This window comes from Pseudomonas sp. P7779, from assembly GCF_013386315.1.
Lineage (GTDB): Bacteria > Pseudomonadota > Gammaproteobacteria > Pseudomonadales > Pseudomonadaceae > Aquipseudomonas.
On record NZ_JACARZ010000007.1, the window covers coordinates 1 to 16863 of the forward strand.

The window sequence follows — 16863 nt, forward strand, 5'->3', positions numbered from 1 at the left end:
GTTAACGACCTTCGCGAGCAAGCTCGCTCCTACTGTTTCACGCGCTGGGGCGCGCATCCGAGCGGCGCCATTGCACGTTTTCGATGCCGAATTTCTCGGCCTGGGGCTGGCTCGTCTTCTTCACCTGCTCACGGGCAAAGCGCCCGATGCGGCCTACGCCGGCGTCGCAGCTCGCCCAATGCCAGGCTTCGGCGTTGTCGAGTTTTTCCAGGCGGATGATGAATGACTTGGGCTGGCCATGCAGCGTGTAGTCGATCACGAAAAGTTTTGCGTTAGTCATGGATCCGTAAACCCTCCTTGTGTCTTTAAGTGACCCTGCGCAGGTGGTAAAAATTCACTCGGATCATCCGGTTCACGTCTTATCATGGCGCTCCATACTTGAACGATGTGTCTTCCATGGCCCTTGCCGCGCCTCCCGACCTCAGTGATCACGCCGTCCCCGTGCAACCCTTGGCGCGCACCTATCCGCGCGGATTGTATGTCGAGCCCCATCAACACGATTGGGGCCAGTTGCTGTATGCCATGAGCGGCGTGATGTGGGTCGAGACACCCCGGGAAGCGCTGGTAGTGCCGCCCCAGCGCGCGGTGTGGCTGCCGCCGGGTGTCGAGCATGGGATTCGCGTGGTGTCGGACTTGCAGATGCGCAACATTTACCTGCGCCCGGCGCTGGCAGCGACCCTGGACAGCCAGGTGCAAGTGATCGAGGTCGGCGGGCTGCTGCGCGAACTGATCGTGGCGCTGGTGGAGCAGGGCGACAAGGGGGACCAGGCCTATTACGAAGCCGTGGTCGGCCTGGCCCTGCTGGAACTGCAACGGGCCCGGCGCTCGCCGATCCGTATCGCCTTGCCCGTGGGCGCCGACCGACGCCTGACCAGCGCCTGCCAGGCGGTGATGGCGTCACCGTCCCTGGACATTCCCTTTGAACAGCACGCCGAAGCCGCCGGCGCCAGCGTACGCACCCTGGCGCGGCTGTTCCAGAACAGCCTGGGCATGGGCTTTGCCGAGTGGCGCCGCCAGGTGCAGTTGGCCACCGCCGTGGCCGAGTTGATCCAGGGCCAGTCGGTCAGCGCGATCGCCCGTTCCCTGGGTTATTCGCCGAGCAGTTTCAGCGACATGTTTCGCCGTGAACTGGGGATGGCGCCGTCGCAGTATCCCGTCTGAGGCTTGGCCGAAATCCTGAAGCACTTGGCCGATGCTTCGGTTTCAGCCCCCCTACACTGACCGCATCAACCCTTGCTGCGGAGTGTTCCATGAATTACCTGATTTCCTTGGCCATCGGCCTGTTGGTCGGCGTGATTTACGGTGCCCTGGACTTTCGCTCGCCTGCGCCTCCTGCCATCGCCCTGATCGGGCTGATGGGCATGCTGATGGGCGAGAAGCTCTGGCCCATGGGCCGGCAAATGGTCAGCGCCTGGTTCTCCTGAAACCCTTTTTAACCTCGATGGATATTGGTCATGAAAGCACTGCAATTTTCCGCCACCGGCGATCTCGCTGCCCTTGCTTACGTTGATGTCGCCACGCCGGTGCCGGCGGCCGGTGAAGTCCTGGTGCAGATCAAGGCTGCCGGGCTGAACCCCAGCGACGTGAAGAACGTGCTCGGGCGTTTCCCCTACACCACGTTGCCACGCATTCCCGGCCGTGATTTTGCCGGGGTGGTGGTGGAAGGCCCACAGGAACTGGTCGGCCAGGAGGTCTGGGGCACCGGTCGCGACCTGGGTTTTTTCGCCGACGGTTCCCACGCCCAGTACCTCACCGTGTCGGCCAAGGGCGTGGCGCACAAGCCCAGCCATCTGAGCTTTGCCCAGGCCGCCAGTCTCGGCGTACCGTACACCACGGCGTGGGATGCCCTTGAGCGCAGCGGTGTCGGCAAAGGTACTCGCTTATTGGTGATTGGTGCCAATGGAGCGGTAGGCAGCGCGGCGTTGGCCCTGGCGAAGATTCGTGGGGCCCAGGTGCTCGGGGCCGTGCGTCGGCCGGAACAGGTCGAGGCCTTGCGCGAGCAGGGTTTCGAGGGCTTGTTACTGGGCCAGCCGGAAGCGCTGGGAGGGCAGGTTAATGCGCTGTTCGGTACGGGCGCCGATGTGATCTTTGACACCACCGGCTTCTGGTTGCCGGCAGCGGTGGCGGCGCTGGCGCCTTTTGGCCGTATCGCGATCATCGCCGCGCCGGTGGACGGGCACGTGCAACTGCCGGCCCTGGCGTTGTATCGCAAGGGTGGTTCGGTGGTGGGGATCAATTCGCTGCTCTACAACTGCGAGCAATGCGCCGTGATGCTGGAGCAGTTCGGGCGGTTCTTCGATGAGGACTTGTTGCCGCTGCCGACCGGTTTGCGAGAAGTGTCGCTGGCCGACGGTGTGAAGTGCTTTGAGCAAGTGAACCAGGGCAGTGCCGACAAGATTATCTTCCTGCCCTGACCCGCTTATTGTGGGCGCGGGCTTGTGTGGGAACGGGCTTGTGTGGGAGCGGGCTTGCTCGCGAATACGGTGTGTCAGCCAATACATTCGGCACTGATCCACCGCTTTCGCGAGCAAGCCCGCTCCCACATTTGATCTTTGTTCAGGCTTCGGGAACGCCTTTTTCCCACGCCGACCAGTTCTTCAGAATTGCCTGCACCAGCGGATTACCGGTGCGATACAGGTTCTCCAGCGCCGGCACAAATCCGCCCTGGTCCGCATACTTCAGCAGGTTGTCCACTTCGCTGTAGCCCGGGTACGGCCGATCAAAGTCGGAACCGGCCCGCACCACCGCCAGGCGATTGATATCCACCCACCCTTCACGGCTGGCTCGTAGCAACGCCTCATAGGTGGAGTTGTCTTCCTGCTGGGTGGTGCAGTACACGCCTTTATTGTCCGTCAGCAATTTGGTCCAGACCTCGGCGCGCTCACTCAGGCGCGTCCCGGAGAACCAGGTATTGCCCGCCAGGGTGTCGCACCGGGTGACCTGCGGCGGCTGATTGGCCGGCGCGTACGGATAGTGTTTGCGCCAGGCCGTGGACTCCTTGCTTTCACTGAGCTCGACTTTTTGCGACAGCGCAAACGCCTTGGCTTGCAGCTTGGGATTGAGCTCGAACACTTCGGTCTTGTAGTCCAGCGGCGGCTTCTCGTTCGGCCCCTTGGTATTGATGCCGATATAGCCGGTCGGCCAGTCCTTCGGCGCGTCCCGTGAATCCAGTTCCCATTGGGTTCCGAATTCCACCAGGTAATGGGCCCACGCGGCGGTGCCGATGGTGCCATGGTGCGGGTTGATCCCGGCGATCCCGGCGATCAGGAAGTAGCTCTGGCGCAGGTCGAACTTGGGCGACAACGCCAGCGCCAGGGTCGAGGCGGCAGCGTTGGTCTGGCCCATGCCGGTCACCAGCAGGCACACGTCCTGGGTGTTGCAGCGGATCACTGGATACTCGGCCGACAAGCCTGGCACGCGAACTTCCTGCTTGAGTTCCAGGCGGTCGATCCAGTTCTGCGCTTCGGGGGCGAACATGGTGATCAGCATCACCTTGGGCTTGATCGGGGCCGGGGCATCAGCCAGCACGACATGCGGCAACAGCGCCCCGGCGGCCAGGCCGATGGCGGTTGAAAGGCGGGTAAAGGTCTTCATCTACTGCTCCTTGTTCACACTCAGAATTGATAGCCCACACCGGCGTAGTAACCCCAGCCGTTGGAGCGGGCGCGGAAATTGCCGTCGCCAAAGTTCAGCTCGCTGCCGTCTTCCCAGTTGCCGCCGTTGTGGAAGTAACGGCCTACCAGGGTGAAACGCAGGTGAGTGAACGAATACAACAGCACGTTTGTTGCAACCAGGGAGTTGGCGGTGCGCGCGGGGTTGTCTTTGTGCAGATCCGAGCCGAAATCGTAGTTGGTGAAGCCGATATAGGTCAGCGACGCACCATTGTCGAAGCTGCCGATGGGCACGATGTATTTCATCTGCGCACGGTAGCCGTCCCATGAGTATTCGTTGCTGGCGCCGTAGTTTTCCCACTGGTAACGGCCATAGAAGTTGGCCGACAGGTTGACCCGCGAGTGGGTCTCGATGTCGGTGCCCAGGCCGCTGTACAAGGTGTTGGCACGGTTGTCCTTGTTGCTGCCGTGGTCGTAGATCCAGTCAAACGCTACATACCATTCCTTGAACGGGCCGATGGCCAGGCTGCGACCGGCCAGGTAGTCGATGGAGATGCGCGGTTCGTGCTCCATGAACACCGGCGAGCCGTGGTCCCACGCGCCTTTGTCGTTGCTGTTGCCGATCCCGAAGATCTTCGGGATGTCGACGTAGCCATACAGTTCGAACGGGCCCTTGCGGCCGAAGTATTCGTACTCCAGGTACACGTCATCGGCGGGTTTGGGGCCGAAGCTGATGTCTTTGCTGCCGATCACCGTCAGGTCCTGGTTGAACCAGTCCGACAGGTACACGCCTTTTTTCGACGGGCTGGTTTCCGGGGCCAGGGCTTCGCCCTGTGCTGAGTCATCGGTGGGTTTTTCCTGCGCCAAAATGGGTCCGCTGAGTACTCCCGTAACGGCAGCCAGTAGCAGGGAAACAGCAAAAGGGGTAGCCGACGCGGATCGTCTGGAAGTGGGTTGCATTGAAAATCCCTGTTCGTACGCGGTTGGGGCCCGATTCTTCGGGTTGAGGTGAACCTGGTTGCCAAGTTCGTTCCGCAAACGTTTGCACAGGTTGTACCAATTTGTGTCAATTGCATGAAGGAATTGAGAAAAGTGGGAAATAGTCGGCCTTTTGGTCAGAAACGTAACGGACCGGGTAAAGGCGTGTGTGGCATCCTGCAGGACCTCGCACTGGGAGTCGCCCGATGTTCGATCACTATTTGAAACGCTGGAACCTGACACCCGAGGGTGACGCCATCATCACCCCCGGCAGCGACCTGCTGCCGGTGCGCTGGGACGGGCAGCCGGCGATGCTCAAGATCGCCCGCGAGCCCGAGGAAAAGCTCGGCGGCGAGTTGATGACTTGGTGGGCCGGCAAGGGCGCCGCCCGCGTGTTTTTCCATGACGGCGATGCCGTGGTGATGGAGCGCGCAACCGGCCCGGGTTCGCTGATGCACATGGCCCTCAACGGCCAGGACGATGAAGCCAGCCGCATTGCCTGCGCCACCGTGGCGTTGTTGCATGCGCCGCGCCCGTCGCCACCGGCGGGCTTGCACTCATTGGAGCTCTGGTTCCGCTCCCTGTGGCTCGCCGCTGAGGGTAAAGGCGGGCGGATACGCGAGTGTGCCGCCACGGCGCGCAGCCTGCTGGCGTCACCTCAGGAACCGGTGGTGCTGCACGGTGATGTGCACCACGACAACATCCTCGATTTCGGCCCCCGGGGCTGGCTGGCGATTGATCCCAAGCGGGTGGCCGGCGAGCGTGGCTATGACTACGCGAATTTGATCTGCAATCCGGATTTGCCCACTTGCACCGATCCGGCGCGATTTACACGCCAGGTCGAGATCATCGCCGGGGCTGCGGGCCTGGAGCGCCAGCGCCTGTTGCAATGGGTGGTGGCGCACGCCGGTTTGTCGGCGGCGTGGTTTCTGGAGGATGACCAGCGACACCGCGCCGATGGGGAGCTGGAAGTGGCGCGCCTGGCTCAATGCGCCTTGGTAAACGGCAGCGCCTGATCGCCATTGCGGTTAAACAGGTACATCGCGGTTTCCCGGCGATATTCGCTGGGCGTCTGGTTCATCTCGATGCGAAAGTGCCGGTTGAAGTTGGAGAGGTTGGCGTAACCCACTTCAAAGCAGATATCGGCGACTGACATCTCGCTTTGCAGCAACAGGCGGCAGGCGCGCTGCACCCGGAACTTGCGCATCAGGTCGATAAAGCCGTGACCGGTGACGCGCTTGAAAAAACGCGAGAAGCCCGGTTCGCTCATGTCCAGCCGTTGGGCGATCACCGACAGCCGCAGGTCGCCGGTCAATTCCGTCATCAGGTATTCGAAGGCCTTGTGGATACGCTCCGAGCTGCGGGCATCCAGGCTTGGCGTGTAGCAGGCACTGGCCAGGCAATGGGCTTCCCCGGAGGGTGCCTGCCCCAAGGTATGCAGTAACTGGATGAACAGAATCAGGCGCGCCAGGCCCTCGGCGGGGCCGATGGACTCCAGCAGGTGCGCAGCCTTCAGGGCGGTTTCACCGGTGAATTCCAGGCCGCGCCGGGCCCGGTCAAACAGGCCTTGCAGGTCGCCCAGCTCAGGCAGCGTGGTGCGCAGGGCCAGCAATGCGGCGCCGTCGAACTGCAACACCACATCGCGCCCCGTCAGGTACTCGCCGGGGGCCAGGTCGCCGATCCAATCGTGGGGCAGGTCGGGGCCGATCAGTGCGACATGGCCGGCGCCAAACGCACCGATATAGTCGCCCGCCACGAGCTTGCCGCTGCCCTGGCGGATCAGGTGGATTTCAAATTCGGGGTGATGGTTCCAGCGGGCCAGCTCGAACGGATAGTCATGTTCGTACCAGCGAAAGCCATGCTCGGGCTCGGCCAGAATCACTTCCAGCTCGGCGGGGCGCTGCTCGAAAAGGGCGGATCGGCTTGCAGGCATGGGCTTGGCCCTTCTGGGCTTTTTGGAATGGCACCAAAATACGCCCTTTGTTCAAGTAGCCGCTACCCCGGGTTTTGCCCTCCACTGATACTTTTTTGATCTTGGCGATGCGGTTAAAAAAGTATCAGCCGGGCATCCGCCAGTCGTTTGTCCGGCGTTGGGCAAGCTGCTGTAATCGGGCCGTCAACAACAAAAACAATAAGTGGAAACCGCCATGCTCAAGATTCCGAAAGCGCTGTTCCTGCTCTCCGGCCTCACGCTCGCGATGGCCGCACATGCTGCCGAAACCGTGACCATCGCCACGGTCAACAACAGCGACATGATCCGCATGCAGCGCCTGTCCAAGGTGTTCGAACAGCAGCACCCCGAGGTGAAACTCAATTGGGTGGTGCTCGAAGAAAACGTCCTGCGCCAACGCCTCACCACCGACATCGCGACCCAGGGCGGCCAATTCGACGTACTGACCATCGGCACCTATGAAACCCCGCTGTGGGGTGCCAAACACTGGCTGGAGCCGATCACGCCGCTGCCCGCCGACTACGACGTGGAAGACATCTTCCCCGCGGTACGCCAGGGCCTGTCGGTGAACAACACCCTCTACGCGTTGCCGTTCTATGGCGAAAGCACCGTCACCTATTACCGCACCGACCTGTTCAAGCAGGCCGGCCTGGCGATGCCCGAGCATCCGACCTGGACCCAGCTGGGGGAGTTCGCCGCCAAGCTCAACCAGCCCGCCAAGGACCAATACGGCATGTGCCTGCGGGGCAAGGCCGGCTGGGGTGAAAACATCGCGTTGCTGAGCACCATGGCCAACGCCTTTGGTGCACGCTGGTTCGACGAACAATGGAAACCCGAGCTGACCAGTCCCGAGTGGACGGCGGCGGCGAACTTCTACGTCAACACCCTGAAAAACTATGGCCCGCCGGGCGTCTCCAGCAACGGTTTCAACGAAACCCTGGCGCTGTTCAACAGCGGCAAATGCGCGATCTGGGTCGACGCCAGCGTTGCCGGCTCGTTCACCACCGATAAAACCCAAAGCAAAGTCGCCGACAGCGTGGGTTTTGCCGCCGCACCCACCGAGGTCACCGACAAGGGTTCGTCGTGGCTGTACGCCTGGTCCCTGGCAATCCCGGCCACCTCCAAGCACAAGGACGCCGCCAGAGCCTTTATCACCTGGGCCACCTCCAAGGAATACATCCAGCTGGTAGCGGATAAGGACGGCATCACCAACGTACCGCCGGGCACGCGCCAGTCCACCTACAACGCGGCGTACCTGGCCGCAGCGCCGTTCGCCAAGGTGACCTTGCAGATGATGCAACACGCCGACCCCGCGCACCCGTCGGCCAAACCCGTGCCGTACGTGGGCATCCAATACGTGACGATCCCCGAGTTCCAGGCCATCGGCACCTCGGTGGGTAAGCTGTTTTCGGCAGCGCTCACCGGCGGCATGACGGTCGACAAGGCACTGGCCGAGGCGCAGTCCACCACCGAGCGTGAAATGAAACGCGCCGGCTACCCGAAATAATCACCTCAGGGACACTGCATTGATGAAACGACTGGAAGGTAAAAGTGCGCTGGTCACCGGCAGCGCGCGGGGCATTGGCCGGGCGTTTGCCCAGGCCTACATCAACGAAGGCGCGACCGTTGCCATCGCCGACATCAACCTGGAGCGGGCGCGGGCCACCGCCACGGAGCTGGGCCCGAAGGCCTACGCGGTGGCGATGGATGTCACCGACCAGGCGTCCATCGATGCCGCGATTGCCGCCGTGGTGGCGCAGGCCGGCAAGCTCGACATTCTGATCAACAACGCCGCCTTGTTCGACCTGGCGCCCATCACCGACATCACCCGCGAGAGCTTCGACCGGCTGTTCTCGATCAACGTCGCCGGTACGTTGTTCACCTTGCAGGCGGCGGCCCGGCAGATGATCAAGCAGGGGCATGGCGGCAAGATCATCAACATGGCCAGCCAGGCCGGGCGCCGGGGTGAGCCTCTGGTGGCGGTGTACTGCGCGACCAAGGCGGCGGTGATCAGCCTCACGCAATCGGCGGGGCTGAATCTGATCAAGCAGGGCATCAACGTGAACGCCATCGCGCCGGGAGTGGTGGACGGCGAGCATTGGGACGGGGTGGACGCGATGTTTGCCAAGCACGAAGGGCTGCCGTTGGGCGAGAAGAAAAAGCGCGTAGGAGCAGAGGTACCGTTTGGGCGGATGGGGACTGCCGAGGATTTGACCGGAATGGCGGTTTTCCTCGCGTCCAAAGAAGCCGACTACGTGGTTGCCCAGACCTACAACGTCGACGGCGGCAACTGGATGAATTGAGCGGGACGCAGCTCCTCGAACCATCGCAGATCAAAAACTGTGGGAGCGGGCTTGCTCGCGAAAGCGGTGTATCAGTCAATCTATCCGGCGACTGACACTCCGCATTCGCGAGCAAGCCCGCTCCCACAGTTGATCTTCATTGCCCCGGGAAGGGGGCTTGGTCTTATTCGGCAAAGCTGCGATCAAAGAAGTACACTGCCCCAGGCTTCAGATTCTCCACTGTCGCCTGCGGCCGTCCGCCCTCGCCATGCTTCTTGCGCCCCGTCTCCCGCAAAAAACCGGCCTCGGTCAACTTCAGCAACCGCTGGCGAATACTGGTCTTCAGCACCGGCCGCGCCAATACCAGCGAAAAGATCGTAGTCGCCTCCGGCGCACTGAACTCATTGCCCAAAAACATCAATGGCAAGCTGCTGTATAGCGACTTGGAAAACAGCCTTTCCTGTACCGCTGCCACAATCGCGTTGTGATCGAAGGGCAGCTTGACCCCGCCAGTCGCCACGGCATCAACAGAGCACCACTTTTGATGCCCCCCCAGCTCCACCTCATCAGCCACGATCGCCAGGTAATAGGTCGACGACGACCAGCAGCGCGGATCGCGAAACGCATCGCCCACCGTCCCCACTTGCTCATACCAGGCCAGCGGCAACCCAACCTTGTCACTGGCCCGCAACCGCTCCACGGCATCCTGCAGGCTCAGATCTTGCACGCCGCCATTCACCACTACACCGGGCAAGGCCCAGTGCCCGGCGAAGGGCTCGGCGTCGCGCTGGTTGAGCAATATCTTCAGTTCCCCGGATGCACGGCAATAGAACAGCACGCACAAGTCCACGGTGTGCAGGTAGGCGCTAAGGGTTGGGGCGTGGTCTGGCATGTCGGGTCCTGTTGGCAGCGGTGGGGCACAGTCTAACGGATCAAACGGGTGTGTCGTGTACTTGATCCAGCATAGATAACAAAATGTTTCTTGCTATGAAAGTACATGACGTGTACTTTTATACCCAGGCCACAGGAGAACACGACCATGACCGTCTCTAAGAACGCTATCGCCTCATTCGACGTTGACGCCCAGAAGAGCTTCACACCGCTGTGCCCCAACGAATTGCCGGTCGCTGGCGGTGACCAGATCGGCGCCGAGCTCAATTACATGGCCAGCCTCGCCGCGCGCCGTGTCGGCAGCAAGGACGCCCATACCCCGCACGCGCCCTGGGTGGTGCAACAGCACAGCGAGATGCTGCAACCCACCGGGCTGGTACATGCCGATGTCACCTGGGTCGCCCACTGTGTGCCCGGCACTGAAGGTTTCACCCTGTTGGACGAATTGCCCACGCCTTATGACTACGACTACTTCATCTGGAAGGGCGTCGAACCCGACCTGCATCCCTACGGCGCCTGCTACCACGACCTCCACGACAAACTCTCCACCGGCGTTATCGAATACCTCAATGCCCAAGGCATCCAGCGTGTGATTGTCGGCGGCCTGGCCCTGGACTACTGCGTCAAGACCACCGCCTTGCAACTGCTCAAGGCCGGTTTCGAGGTGATCCTGCACCTGCCGGCATGCCGTGGCATCAGCGAGGAGGGCGGTGTGCAGGCGGTCAGCCATTTGCAACAAGCAGGCGTTGTAATTACCCGCAATCGGGAAGAACTGGCCGCGATGGCCGCGCGTTAAGGAGTACCTCATGGAAAGTGCATACGACTACGAAAACGCTGTGATCCAGGGCCTGCTGGACACCGACTACTACACCTTCACCATGATGCAGGCCGTGTTGCACCAGCACCCGAATGTCGATGTGGAATACCAGGTCATCGTCCGCTCCAGAGAGAAACTGGGGCACCTGATTCCCGAGCTGCGGGTGGAGCTGGAAAAACTCGCCGGCCTCAGCATGCGCGAAGGCGAGCTGCGCTTTCTGTTCAACCAGCGCCGTGAGTACTTGACCCCGGATTTCGAGCGCTTCCTGGGGCTGTTCCGCTTCAACCTGCGCTATATCCACGTCAGTGAAATCGACGGCCAACTGAACGTCCGCGTGGTCGGCCCGATGCTGCACTGCATCATGTTCGAACAGCCGGTATTGGCCCTGGTCAGCGAGCTGCGCAACCGCGACAAATACCCCGACGTCAGCCTCGAAGACGTCACCCGCAAGCTCTACCAGAAATTCGACTGGCTGGAGAAAAACCTCACCCGCGACGAACTGGCCGACCTGCGTGTCTCGGACTTCTCCACCCGCCGGCGGTTGTCGTTCAAGGCCCAGCGTGAAGTGGTCGACATCATGCGCCGCGACTTTCCCGGCCAGTTCATCGGCACCAGCAATGCGCACCTGGCCTACGAATTCGACCTGCCGCTGATCGGCACCATGGCCCACCAGTGGCTGATGGTGCACCAGCAACTGGGGCGGCTGCGGGAAAGCCAGAATGCGGCGCTGGAAAACTGGGTGCGCGAATACCGTGGGCGCTTGGGTATCGCCCTGACCGACTGCATCAGCACCGACTTTTTCCTCAAGGATTTCGACCTGTACTTTGCCAAGCTGTACGACGGTTTGCGCCAGGACTCCGGTGACCCGATCGTCTGGGCCGACAAGGTGTTGGCCCGCTACAAGGAGCTGGGCATCGACCCGATGACCAAGGGCCTGATGTTCTCCGATGGCCTGAATTTCGAGAAATGCCTGCCGATCCTGCGGCACGTGCGGGGCAAGGCCAAGTTCGGCTTTGGCATGGGCACCAGCCTGGCCTGTGATGTCGACGGAGTGGAGCCGCTGAGCATCGTGATGAAACTGGTGCGGGTGCACGGTGAGCCGGTGGTGAAATTCTCCGATGACCCGATCAAGAACGTCTGCGAAGACGCCTCGTTCCTGCAGTATGCGGCGCAGGTGTTCAACGTCGGCAACGTCAATCCGCAACTGGGGGTGTGACATGGACACTCAGGCACGTATCGCACAAGAACTGAAGATCAACCGGCTGCTCGGCAAGGGAGGCGAGGGCGCTGAGCTGCAACGGCGCATCGACTTCATCAAGGGCACCTTGCGCCAGTCCGGCTTCCATGCGCTGGTGCTGGGCATCAGTGGCGGTGTCGACTCACTGACCGCCGGGCGCCTGTGCCAACTGGCAGTGGAACAACTGCGCAACGAAGACTACGAGGCGCGGTTTATTGCCATGCGCCTGCCCTATAAAACCCAGGCGGACGAGCGCGACGCCCAGGCTTCCCTGGACTTTATCGCACCGGACCGGATCGAGACGCTGAACATCGCCGCCTGCGTCGACGGGCTGATGGGCAGCCTGTCTGCCGCGCAAGCCAGCGCCGAACGCATCGACTTTATCAAGGGCAACGTCAAGGCCCGGGCGCGGATGATGGCGCAGTACGCCGTGGCGAACCTGCACAACGGCCTGGTGGTGGGCACCGACCATGGCGCGGAGGCGCTGATGGGATTTTTTACCAAGTTCGGTGACGGCGCCTGCGACCTGGCGCCGCTCTCAGGGCTGACCAAGACCCAGGTGCGCCTGCTGGCCAGCGCCCTTGGCGGGCCACGGCAGTTGGTGGCCAAGGCACCGACTGCCGACCTGGAAGAACTGGCACCGGGCAAGCCGGATGAGTTGGCGTATGGCTGCAGCTATGACGAGATCGACCGCTACCTGATGGGCGAGGCAGTGAGTGAGCGGGTGAGGGCGATTGTCGAGAGCGCCTACCTCAAGACCGCCCACAAGCGAGCATTACCGGCGGTTCCCGACTAAGACTTCCTGCTCCTTCCCGGCACTGTTGACGTTGACCGTACGCGCCACGCTCACGCGGTCACCGTCAAACCCGCACACCACCCGATCGCGAAACGCGGTTTGCGGGTAGATCCAGGTCATCTCCAGCGTCCTGGTATCCAGCCAGCGCGCGCCGGCAACGATCTGCGCATCCTTGAACTCATAACCGTGGTGCAACGCCCGGCCCGGCATGTTGGTGGTGCCGGCGATCCAGTGATCAATCCCCACCTCTAGGGCATGAGTCGCCTTGCTGTCGGTCAGTTGGAAGCGCAGTACATTGCCTTCGACGGCGAACGCCAATTGCTGCACATCCAGGCCGTTGGGCTCTACCTGATACACGCCCGTGAAATCTCTCGGCCCTGCACACGCTGAAAGCAACTCAGGCCGCTGTGCCATGCTCGCCAGACGTTGCTCCAACCGTGCATCCGCTTCGGCTTTGACCGTGCAATCATCGCCAAACGCCGCCGGAAAATGCCGCTCGACAAACGGAATCAGCTCCGCCGAATTCTTCATCCCGCCGATCACCACCAGCGTTGCACCGTACTCGCGGAACACCATCGCCATCTGCACAAACACCCCGACAGCGCTGAAGGCGTGTGCCGGTTTCATCATCCAGTGATAACCGTAGCGGCTGTCCGGCCCGCCTTGTGGCCGGGTGGCCGCTGCAACCCAGGCCGCCGGTAGAACCTGCTTGCCATGCCACACGCCGCCTTGTGCATGCAGCACACCCAGCTTGAGCATGGCCGAGGTCGGCGCCTTCAAGCCATTGCCGCCGGGATTCACGCCATCGGGGCCGATGTCCCAGCTTTCATTATGGATATCCAGCGGTACAAACAGCCGGGGCTTGAGGTACGCGTGCAAGGTTTGCCCGGTGACCTTGTTGATCAGCGCCGAGAGCATGTAGCTGGCCGCACTCGTATAGACGTAGGTGGTGCCCGGTGCATAGGCCAGCGGTATCTTGAAGAACTCGGCAATCCAGCTGGTCTCGATACCCCGCCACACTGAACCCGAGGTATTGGCGGCGTGGCCGGTGCGCATGGTCAGCAGGTGTTCTACGGTCATGTCCGCCAGGCGCGGGTCGGCATCCACCGGCACACACTCCGGAAAGAACGCCACCAGCCGGTCATCCAGTTTCAGCAAGCCTTCATCCACGGCCAGGCCAATGGCGCAGGCGGTGAAGCTCTTGGCCACCGAGTGCAATACCCGCGGCTCGTTGGGGTCCACCGGCCAGCTCCAGCCTTCGGCGACCACGTGGCCGTGGCGGTGCAGCATCAGGCCTTGCAGGTCGAGGCCGGCCGCTTTCACTTCATCGAGAAAGGCAATCAGGTGCTCGGGATCAACGCCGACGCTGCTGGCGCTGGCGCGGGACAAACCATCGTAGGACATGGGCATAAACAGGCTCGTAGGGGGAGGGAAATCAACGGCTGCGGTGCACCAGCCGCGAATAGGAAATCAGCATGCTGGTCAGTTCCTGGCTGACGCTGGTGAGCGGCGACGAACGGCGGCTGATCAGGCATACATCGCGGGTCGCCAGCGGTTCTTCGATGGCGATGGTGGTCAGGGCGCTGGAGAACAGCTTCATCCCCGGCAGCATGCGCGGTTCGATGGTCAGGTAATCGGTTTCCGATACGATGTGCAGGGTTTCCAGCAACGAATCAGTGGTGATCGCAATCTTTGGTGGCGCCAGGCCCTGGGTACGGAACAGCTCGATCAAGCGGTTCTCCGCGCCGCCCACTACGCCGGCCGGGCGTACGCTGATCCACTGGCAGTCGGTGAGGGCTTGCACGGATTTTGCGTGGGCCTGCGGGTGGCCCTTGCGCGCAATGATGCCGGCGTTTGAGCTGTAGAGGCGGTCGATGGCCAGGTCGATATCGGCCACGTTGGGCGCCAGCGGGCACAAGACGAAATCCAGGCGGCCATCGCGGACTTTTTCCACCAGGCCCTTGGTGGTGCCGCTGGCCACGTGCACCTGCATGCGCGGGAAGCGCTGGGTGAAGTTGCTCAGTACCGGCAGCAGCAATTCGGCCAAGGGTTCGGAGGTGACGCCCAGGGCGATATGGCCTTCGGGCTCGCCTTTCCAGGGTTGCAGGTCGAGCAGGGCACGTTCGCAGTCGAGAGTGATGGAACGGGCACGGGCCAGGAACACCTCGCCGGCCGGGGTCAGGTTGATGCCTTGGTTGGAGCGTTGCAGCAGCACCACCCCGAGTTCCTTTTCGAGGGTCTGGATTGACTGGGTCAATGTGCTTTGGGCCACATCCAACTGACGTGCGGCCGAGCGGAAGCTGCCTTTTTCAACCACGGAGCAGAACGCGCGAAGATGGGTGAGGGTCATGACGGTGGGCTCGCTCAGTGCTGCATTTAAACCATTGAATGCCAGCCAGCTTATCTGATGACTATAGGTGAGCACAGATCGGTCTGGATGATCGCGATCATTATTTTTGATCAGGAAAACCCCATCTTTTCCAGCTCAAGGCCCTGATTTCTCGGTACGGTAACGCCAGGGCAACCCACGGACGGTTGATGATCGGATAAACCGAGCCCGATCACTCGGAGCGTTCTTCTCAAGTTGATTGGGTGGCGAATAAGATCGGTCCAGGAACATTCGCAAACCGTAATCAGCGACTAAAACAACAACAACTATTCAGGTGTTCGGCCGTGCCTCTTTTTGGGTCCTGCCAGCGTCCGAACCCAAGCGTAAGGATCATTCAAGGTGCATTTATCATGAACAAGACTTTATTCCTGGCTGGCGCCTTGTCCGCCGCGCTGGTGGGCACTGCCCACGCCGAGAATCTATTGAAAGTCGCGTTGAACGCCGACATTCGCAGCACCGAGCCAGGCGTCAACCGTGACACCAATTCCGACGCCGTCATCTTGCACATTACCGAAGGACTGGTGGCCTTCCGTGAAGATGCCACCGTCGGCCCGCTGCTGGCCAAAGACGTGCAGGTGTCCGACGACGGCCTGCGCTACACCTTCCACCTGCGCAACGGGGTCAAGTTCCAGAACGGTGCGCCACTGACCTCCGCCGAAGTGCTGTGGACCTGGAAACACTACCTCGACCCGAAAACCCAATGGCGCTGCGCCCCTGAATTCGACGGCCATGGCGGCGCGAAAATCGTCGACATGAGCGCCCCGGACCCACTCACCGTGGTGTTTACCCTGGACAAGCCCAACGGCCTGTTCCTCACCAGCACCGCGCTGCCGGAGTGCGGTGGCAGCGGCATCCTGCACCCCGACTCGGTGGTCGACGGCCAGTGGAAAGCCCCCATCGGCACCGGCCCGTTCCGCCTGGGCGAGTGGAAGCCCGGCCAATACATCGACCTGCTGCGCAACGCCAACTACACCCCGCGGGACGAGAAAGAGCCGGATGGCTACACCGGCAATAAAACCACGACCCTCGACCGCGTGCGCCTGCTGGTGATCCCGGACCCGGCGGCGGCCAAGGCGGCCTTGCTGTCGAAGAACGTCGACCTGCTGATTGACGTCACGCCGCTGGACGCCACCGAACTGGCTGCCAACCCCGGCATCAAGGTCACCTCCAGCGGCACCATGTCGGTCAACGCGTTGCTGTTCCAGACCCGCGACCCCTTGCTCAAAGATGTGCGCCTGCGCCAGGCCATCGCCCATTCGCTGGACTCCGCCCAAATCGTCGCCGCCCTGACCGGTGGCCGTTCCCAGGCCAACAATTCGATGGTCGCCAGTGGCAGCCACTACCACCAGGCAATCGAGAACCAGGGCTTCGATTTCGACCCGGCCAAGACCGCCCAACTGCTGCGGGAAGCCGGCTATAAAGGCCAGCCAATCAAACTGATCGTCAACAAGCGCTACGCCGCGATCTTCGACATGGGCGTGTTCGTGCAAGCCATGGCCAAGGCCAGCGGCATCAACCTGGAACTGGAAACCCTGGAGTGGGGCACTCAGCTGGAGCGCTACCAGACCGGCAACTACCAGATGATGGCGTTCCCGTATTCCGAACGCCTTGACCCGGCCCTGAGTTTCGACTCGATGGCCGGCGACAAGGACAAGGAAGCGCGCAAGGTCTGGGACAACCCCCAGGCCCAGGAATGGCTGCGTGAAGCCCAGCGCGAAGGCGATATCAGCAAGCGCCAGGCGCTGTTCGACCAACTGCATCAGCAGATGCTCAAGGACGTGCCGATGATCCCGATGTACAACGGCAATGCCATCGCCGCCAGCCGTGATTACGTCAAAGGCCTGCGCACCTGGCCGGTGTCCAAGCCGCGCCTGTGGACCGTCAGCGTCCCTGCGACCGGGAGTAACTGAG

General features: G+C 61.9%; 17 protein-coding genes. 10 read left to right on the forward strand and 7 right to left on the reverse strand.

Annotation, left to right across the window (positions count from 1 at the left end; translation table 11 throughout):
* Window positions 1-37: 37 nt before the first annotated feature.
* Complete coding sequence (locus HX869_RS03275; protein ID WP_003208104.1) at window positions 38-280, reverse strand: DUF6555 family protein; 243 nt, start codon at window positions 278-280, stop codon at window positions 38-40.
* Between the two features lie 116 nt (window positions 281-396).
* Here HX869_RS03275 and HX869_RS03280 point away from each other — a divergent pair, with 116 nt between their 5' ends.
* The 3 genes from HX869_RS03280 to HX869_RS03290 all read left to right on the forward strand — a co-directional run bounded on the left by HX869_RS03280 (window position 397) and on the right by HX869_RS03290 (window position 2414).
* On the forward strand, window positions 397-1161 hold the full coding sequence (locus HX869_RS03280; protein WP_102369315.1) for a helix-turn-helix domain-containing protein: 765 nt from the start codon (window positions 397-399) through the stop codon (window positions 1159-1161).
* An 89-nt stretch (window positions 1162-1250) separates the two neighbouring features.
* Entirely contained in the window at window positions 1251-1424 is a 174-nt protein-coding gene (locus tag HX869_RS03285) for a DUF1427 family protein (protein ID WP_003208108.1), read from the forward strand.
* Window positions 1425-1454: 30 nt separating this feature from the next.
* The gene (locus HX869_RS03290) at window positions 1455-2414 is read left to right on the forward strand and encodes a zinc-binding alcohol dehydrogenase family protein (RefSeq protein WP_102369314.1); all 960 of its coding nucleotides are present in this window, start codon (window positions 1455-1457) and stop codon (window positions 2412-2414) included.
* 142 nt (window positions 2415-2556) lie between these two features.
* Here HX869_RS03290 and HX869_RS03295 read toward each other — a convergent pair whose 3' ends face one another.
* Window positions 2557-3594 carry a purine nucleoside permease gene (locus tag HX869_RS03295; protein WP_178902728.1) on the reverse strand — a complete coding sequence of 346 codons (1038 nt, stop codon included), beginning with the start codon at window positions 3592-3594 and terminating at the stop codon, window positions 2557-2559.
* A gap of 20 nt (window positions 3595-3614) precedes the next feature.
* On the reverse strand, window positions 3615-4571 hold the full coding sequence (locus HX869_RS03300) for a nucleoside-specific channel-forming protein Tsx (RefSeq protein ID WP_178902729.1): 957 nt from the start codon (window positions 4569-4571) through the stop codon (window positions 3615-3617).
* A gap of 224 nt (window positions 4572-4795) precedes the next feature.
* Between HX869_RS03300 and HX869_RS03305 the strand changes: the two genes are divergently transcribed.
* Complete coding sequence (locus HX869_RS03305) at window positions 4796-5605, forward strand: aminoglycoside phosphotransferase family protein (protein WP_008437070.1); 810 nt, start codon at window positions 4796-4798, stop codon at window positions 5603-5605.
* Here the strand turns inward: HX869_RS03305 and HX869_RS03310 are convergent.
* Complete coding sequence (locus HX869_RS03310) at window positions 5575-6522, reverse strand: AraC family transcriptional regulator (protein WP_177047422.1); 948 nt, start codon at window positions 6520-6522, stop codon at window positions 5575-5577. The two genes, HX869_RS03305 and HX869_RS03310, sit on opposite strands and share 31 nt — an antisense overlap.
* Before the next feature lie 214 nt (window positions 6523-6736).
* Between HX869_RS03310 and HX869_RS03315 the strand changes: the two genes are divergently transcribed.
* Together HX869_RS03315 and HX869_RS03320 are read left to right on the forward strand one after the other, a co-directional pair.
* Window positions 6737-8047 carry a sugar ABC transporter substrate-binding protein gene (locus HX869_RS03315; RefSeq protein ID WP_177069038.1) on the forward strand — a complete coding sequence of 437 codons (1311 nt, stop codon included), beginning with the start codon at window positions 6737-6739 and terminating at the stop codon, window positions 8045-8047.
* A gap of 22 nt (window positions 8048-8069) precedes the next feature.
* A complete protein-coding gene (locus HX869_RS03320) occupies window positions 8070-8843 on the forward strand; it encodes an L-iditol 2-dehydrogenase (RefSeq protein WP_003208119.1) in 774 nt (257 codons plus the stop codon).
* A 163-nt stretch (window positions 8844-9006) separates the two neighbouring features.
* On the opposite strand, the gene HX869_RS03325 is transcribed toward HX869_RS03320, so the two are convergent.
* Complete coding sequence (locus HX869_RS03325; protein ID WP_008437074.1) at window positions 9007-9714, reverse strand: NUDIX hydrolase; 708 nt, start codon at window positions 9712-9714, stop codon at window positions 9007-9009.
* A 147-nt stretch (window positions 9715-9861) separates the two neighbouring features.
* Between HX869_RS03325 and HX869_RS03330 the strand changes: the two genes are divergently transcribed.
* From HX869_RS03330 to nadE, 3 genes are read left to right on the forward strand one after another with little or no spacing between them, the layout of a single operon-like run.
* Window positions 9862-10509: a nicotinamidase gene (locus tag HX869_RS03330; RefSeq protein WP_003208124.1), complete on the forward strand. Its 648-nt coding sequence runs from the start codon at window positions 9862-9864 to the stop codon at window positions 10507-10509.
* 10 nt (window positions 10510-10519) lie between these two features.
* A complete protein-coding gene (gene pncB, locus HX869_RS03335; RefSeq protein ID WP_178902730.1) occupies window positions 10520-11746 on the forward strand; it encodes a nicotinate phosphoribosyltransferase in 1227 nt (408 codons plus the stop codon).
* Window position 11747: 1 nt separating this feature from the next.
* Complete coding sequence (nadE, locus tag HX869_RS03340; protein ID WP_177080211.1) at window positions 11748-12563, forward strand: ammonia-dependent NAD(+) synthetase; 816 nt, start codon at window positions 11748-11750, stop codon at window positions 12561-12563.
* On the opposite strand, the gene HX869_RS03345 is transcribed toward nadE, so the two are convergent.
* Both HX869_RS03345 and HX869_RS03350 read right to left on the reverse strand, forming a co-directional pair.
* On the reverse strand, window positions 12543-13973 hold the full coding sequence (locus tag HX869_RS03345; protein WP_178902731.1) for a serine hydrolase: 1431 nt from the start codon (window positions 13971-13973) through the stop codon (window positions 12543-12545). The genes nadE and HX869_RS03345 overlap by 21 nt on opposite strands.
* A gap of 25 nt (window positions 13974-13998) precedes the next feature.
* Window positions 13999-14913 (reverse strand): LysR substrate-binding domain-containing protein, encoded by a 915-nt coding sequence (locus HX869_RS03350; RefSeq protein ID WP_003208132.1) that lies wholly within the window; start codon window positions 14911-14913, stop codon window positions 13999-14001.
* Window positions 14914-15302: 389 nt separating this feature from the next.
* On the opposite strand from HX869_RS03350, the gene HX869_RS03355 reads away from it, so the two are divergent.
* Complete coding sequence (locus HX869_RS03355) at window positions 15303-16862, forward strand: ABC transporter substrate-binding protein (protein ID WP_178902732.1); 1560 nt, start codon at window positions 15303-15305, stop codon at window positions 16860-16862.
* The last annotated feature ends 1 nt before the right edge of the window (window position 16863 follow it).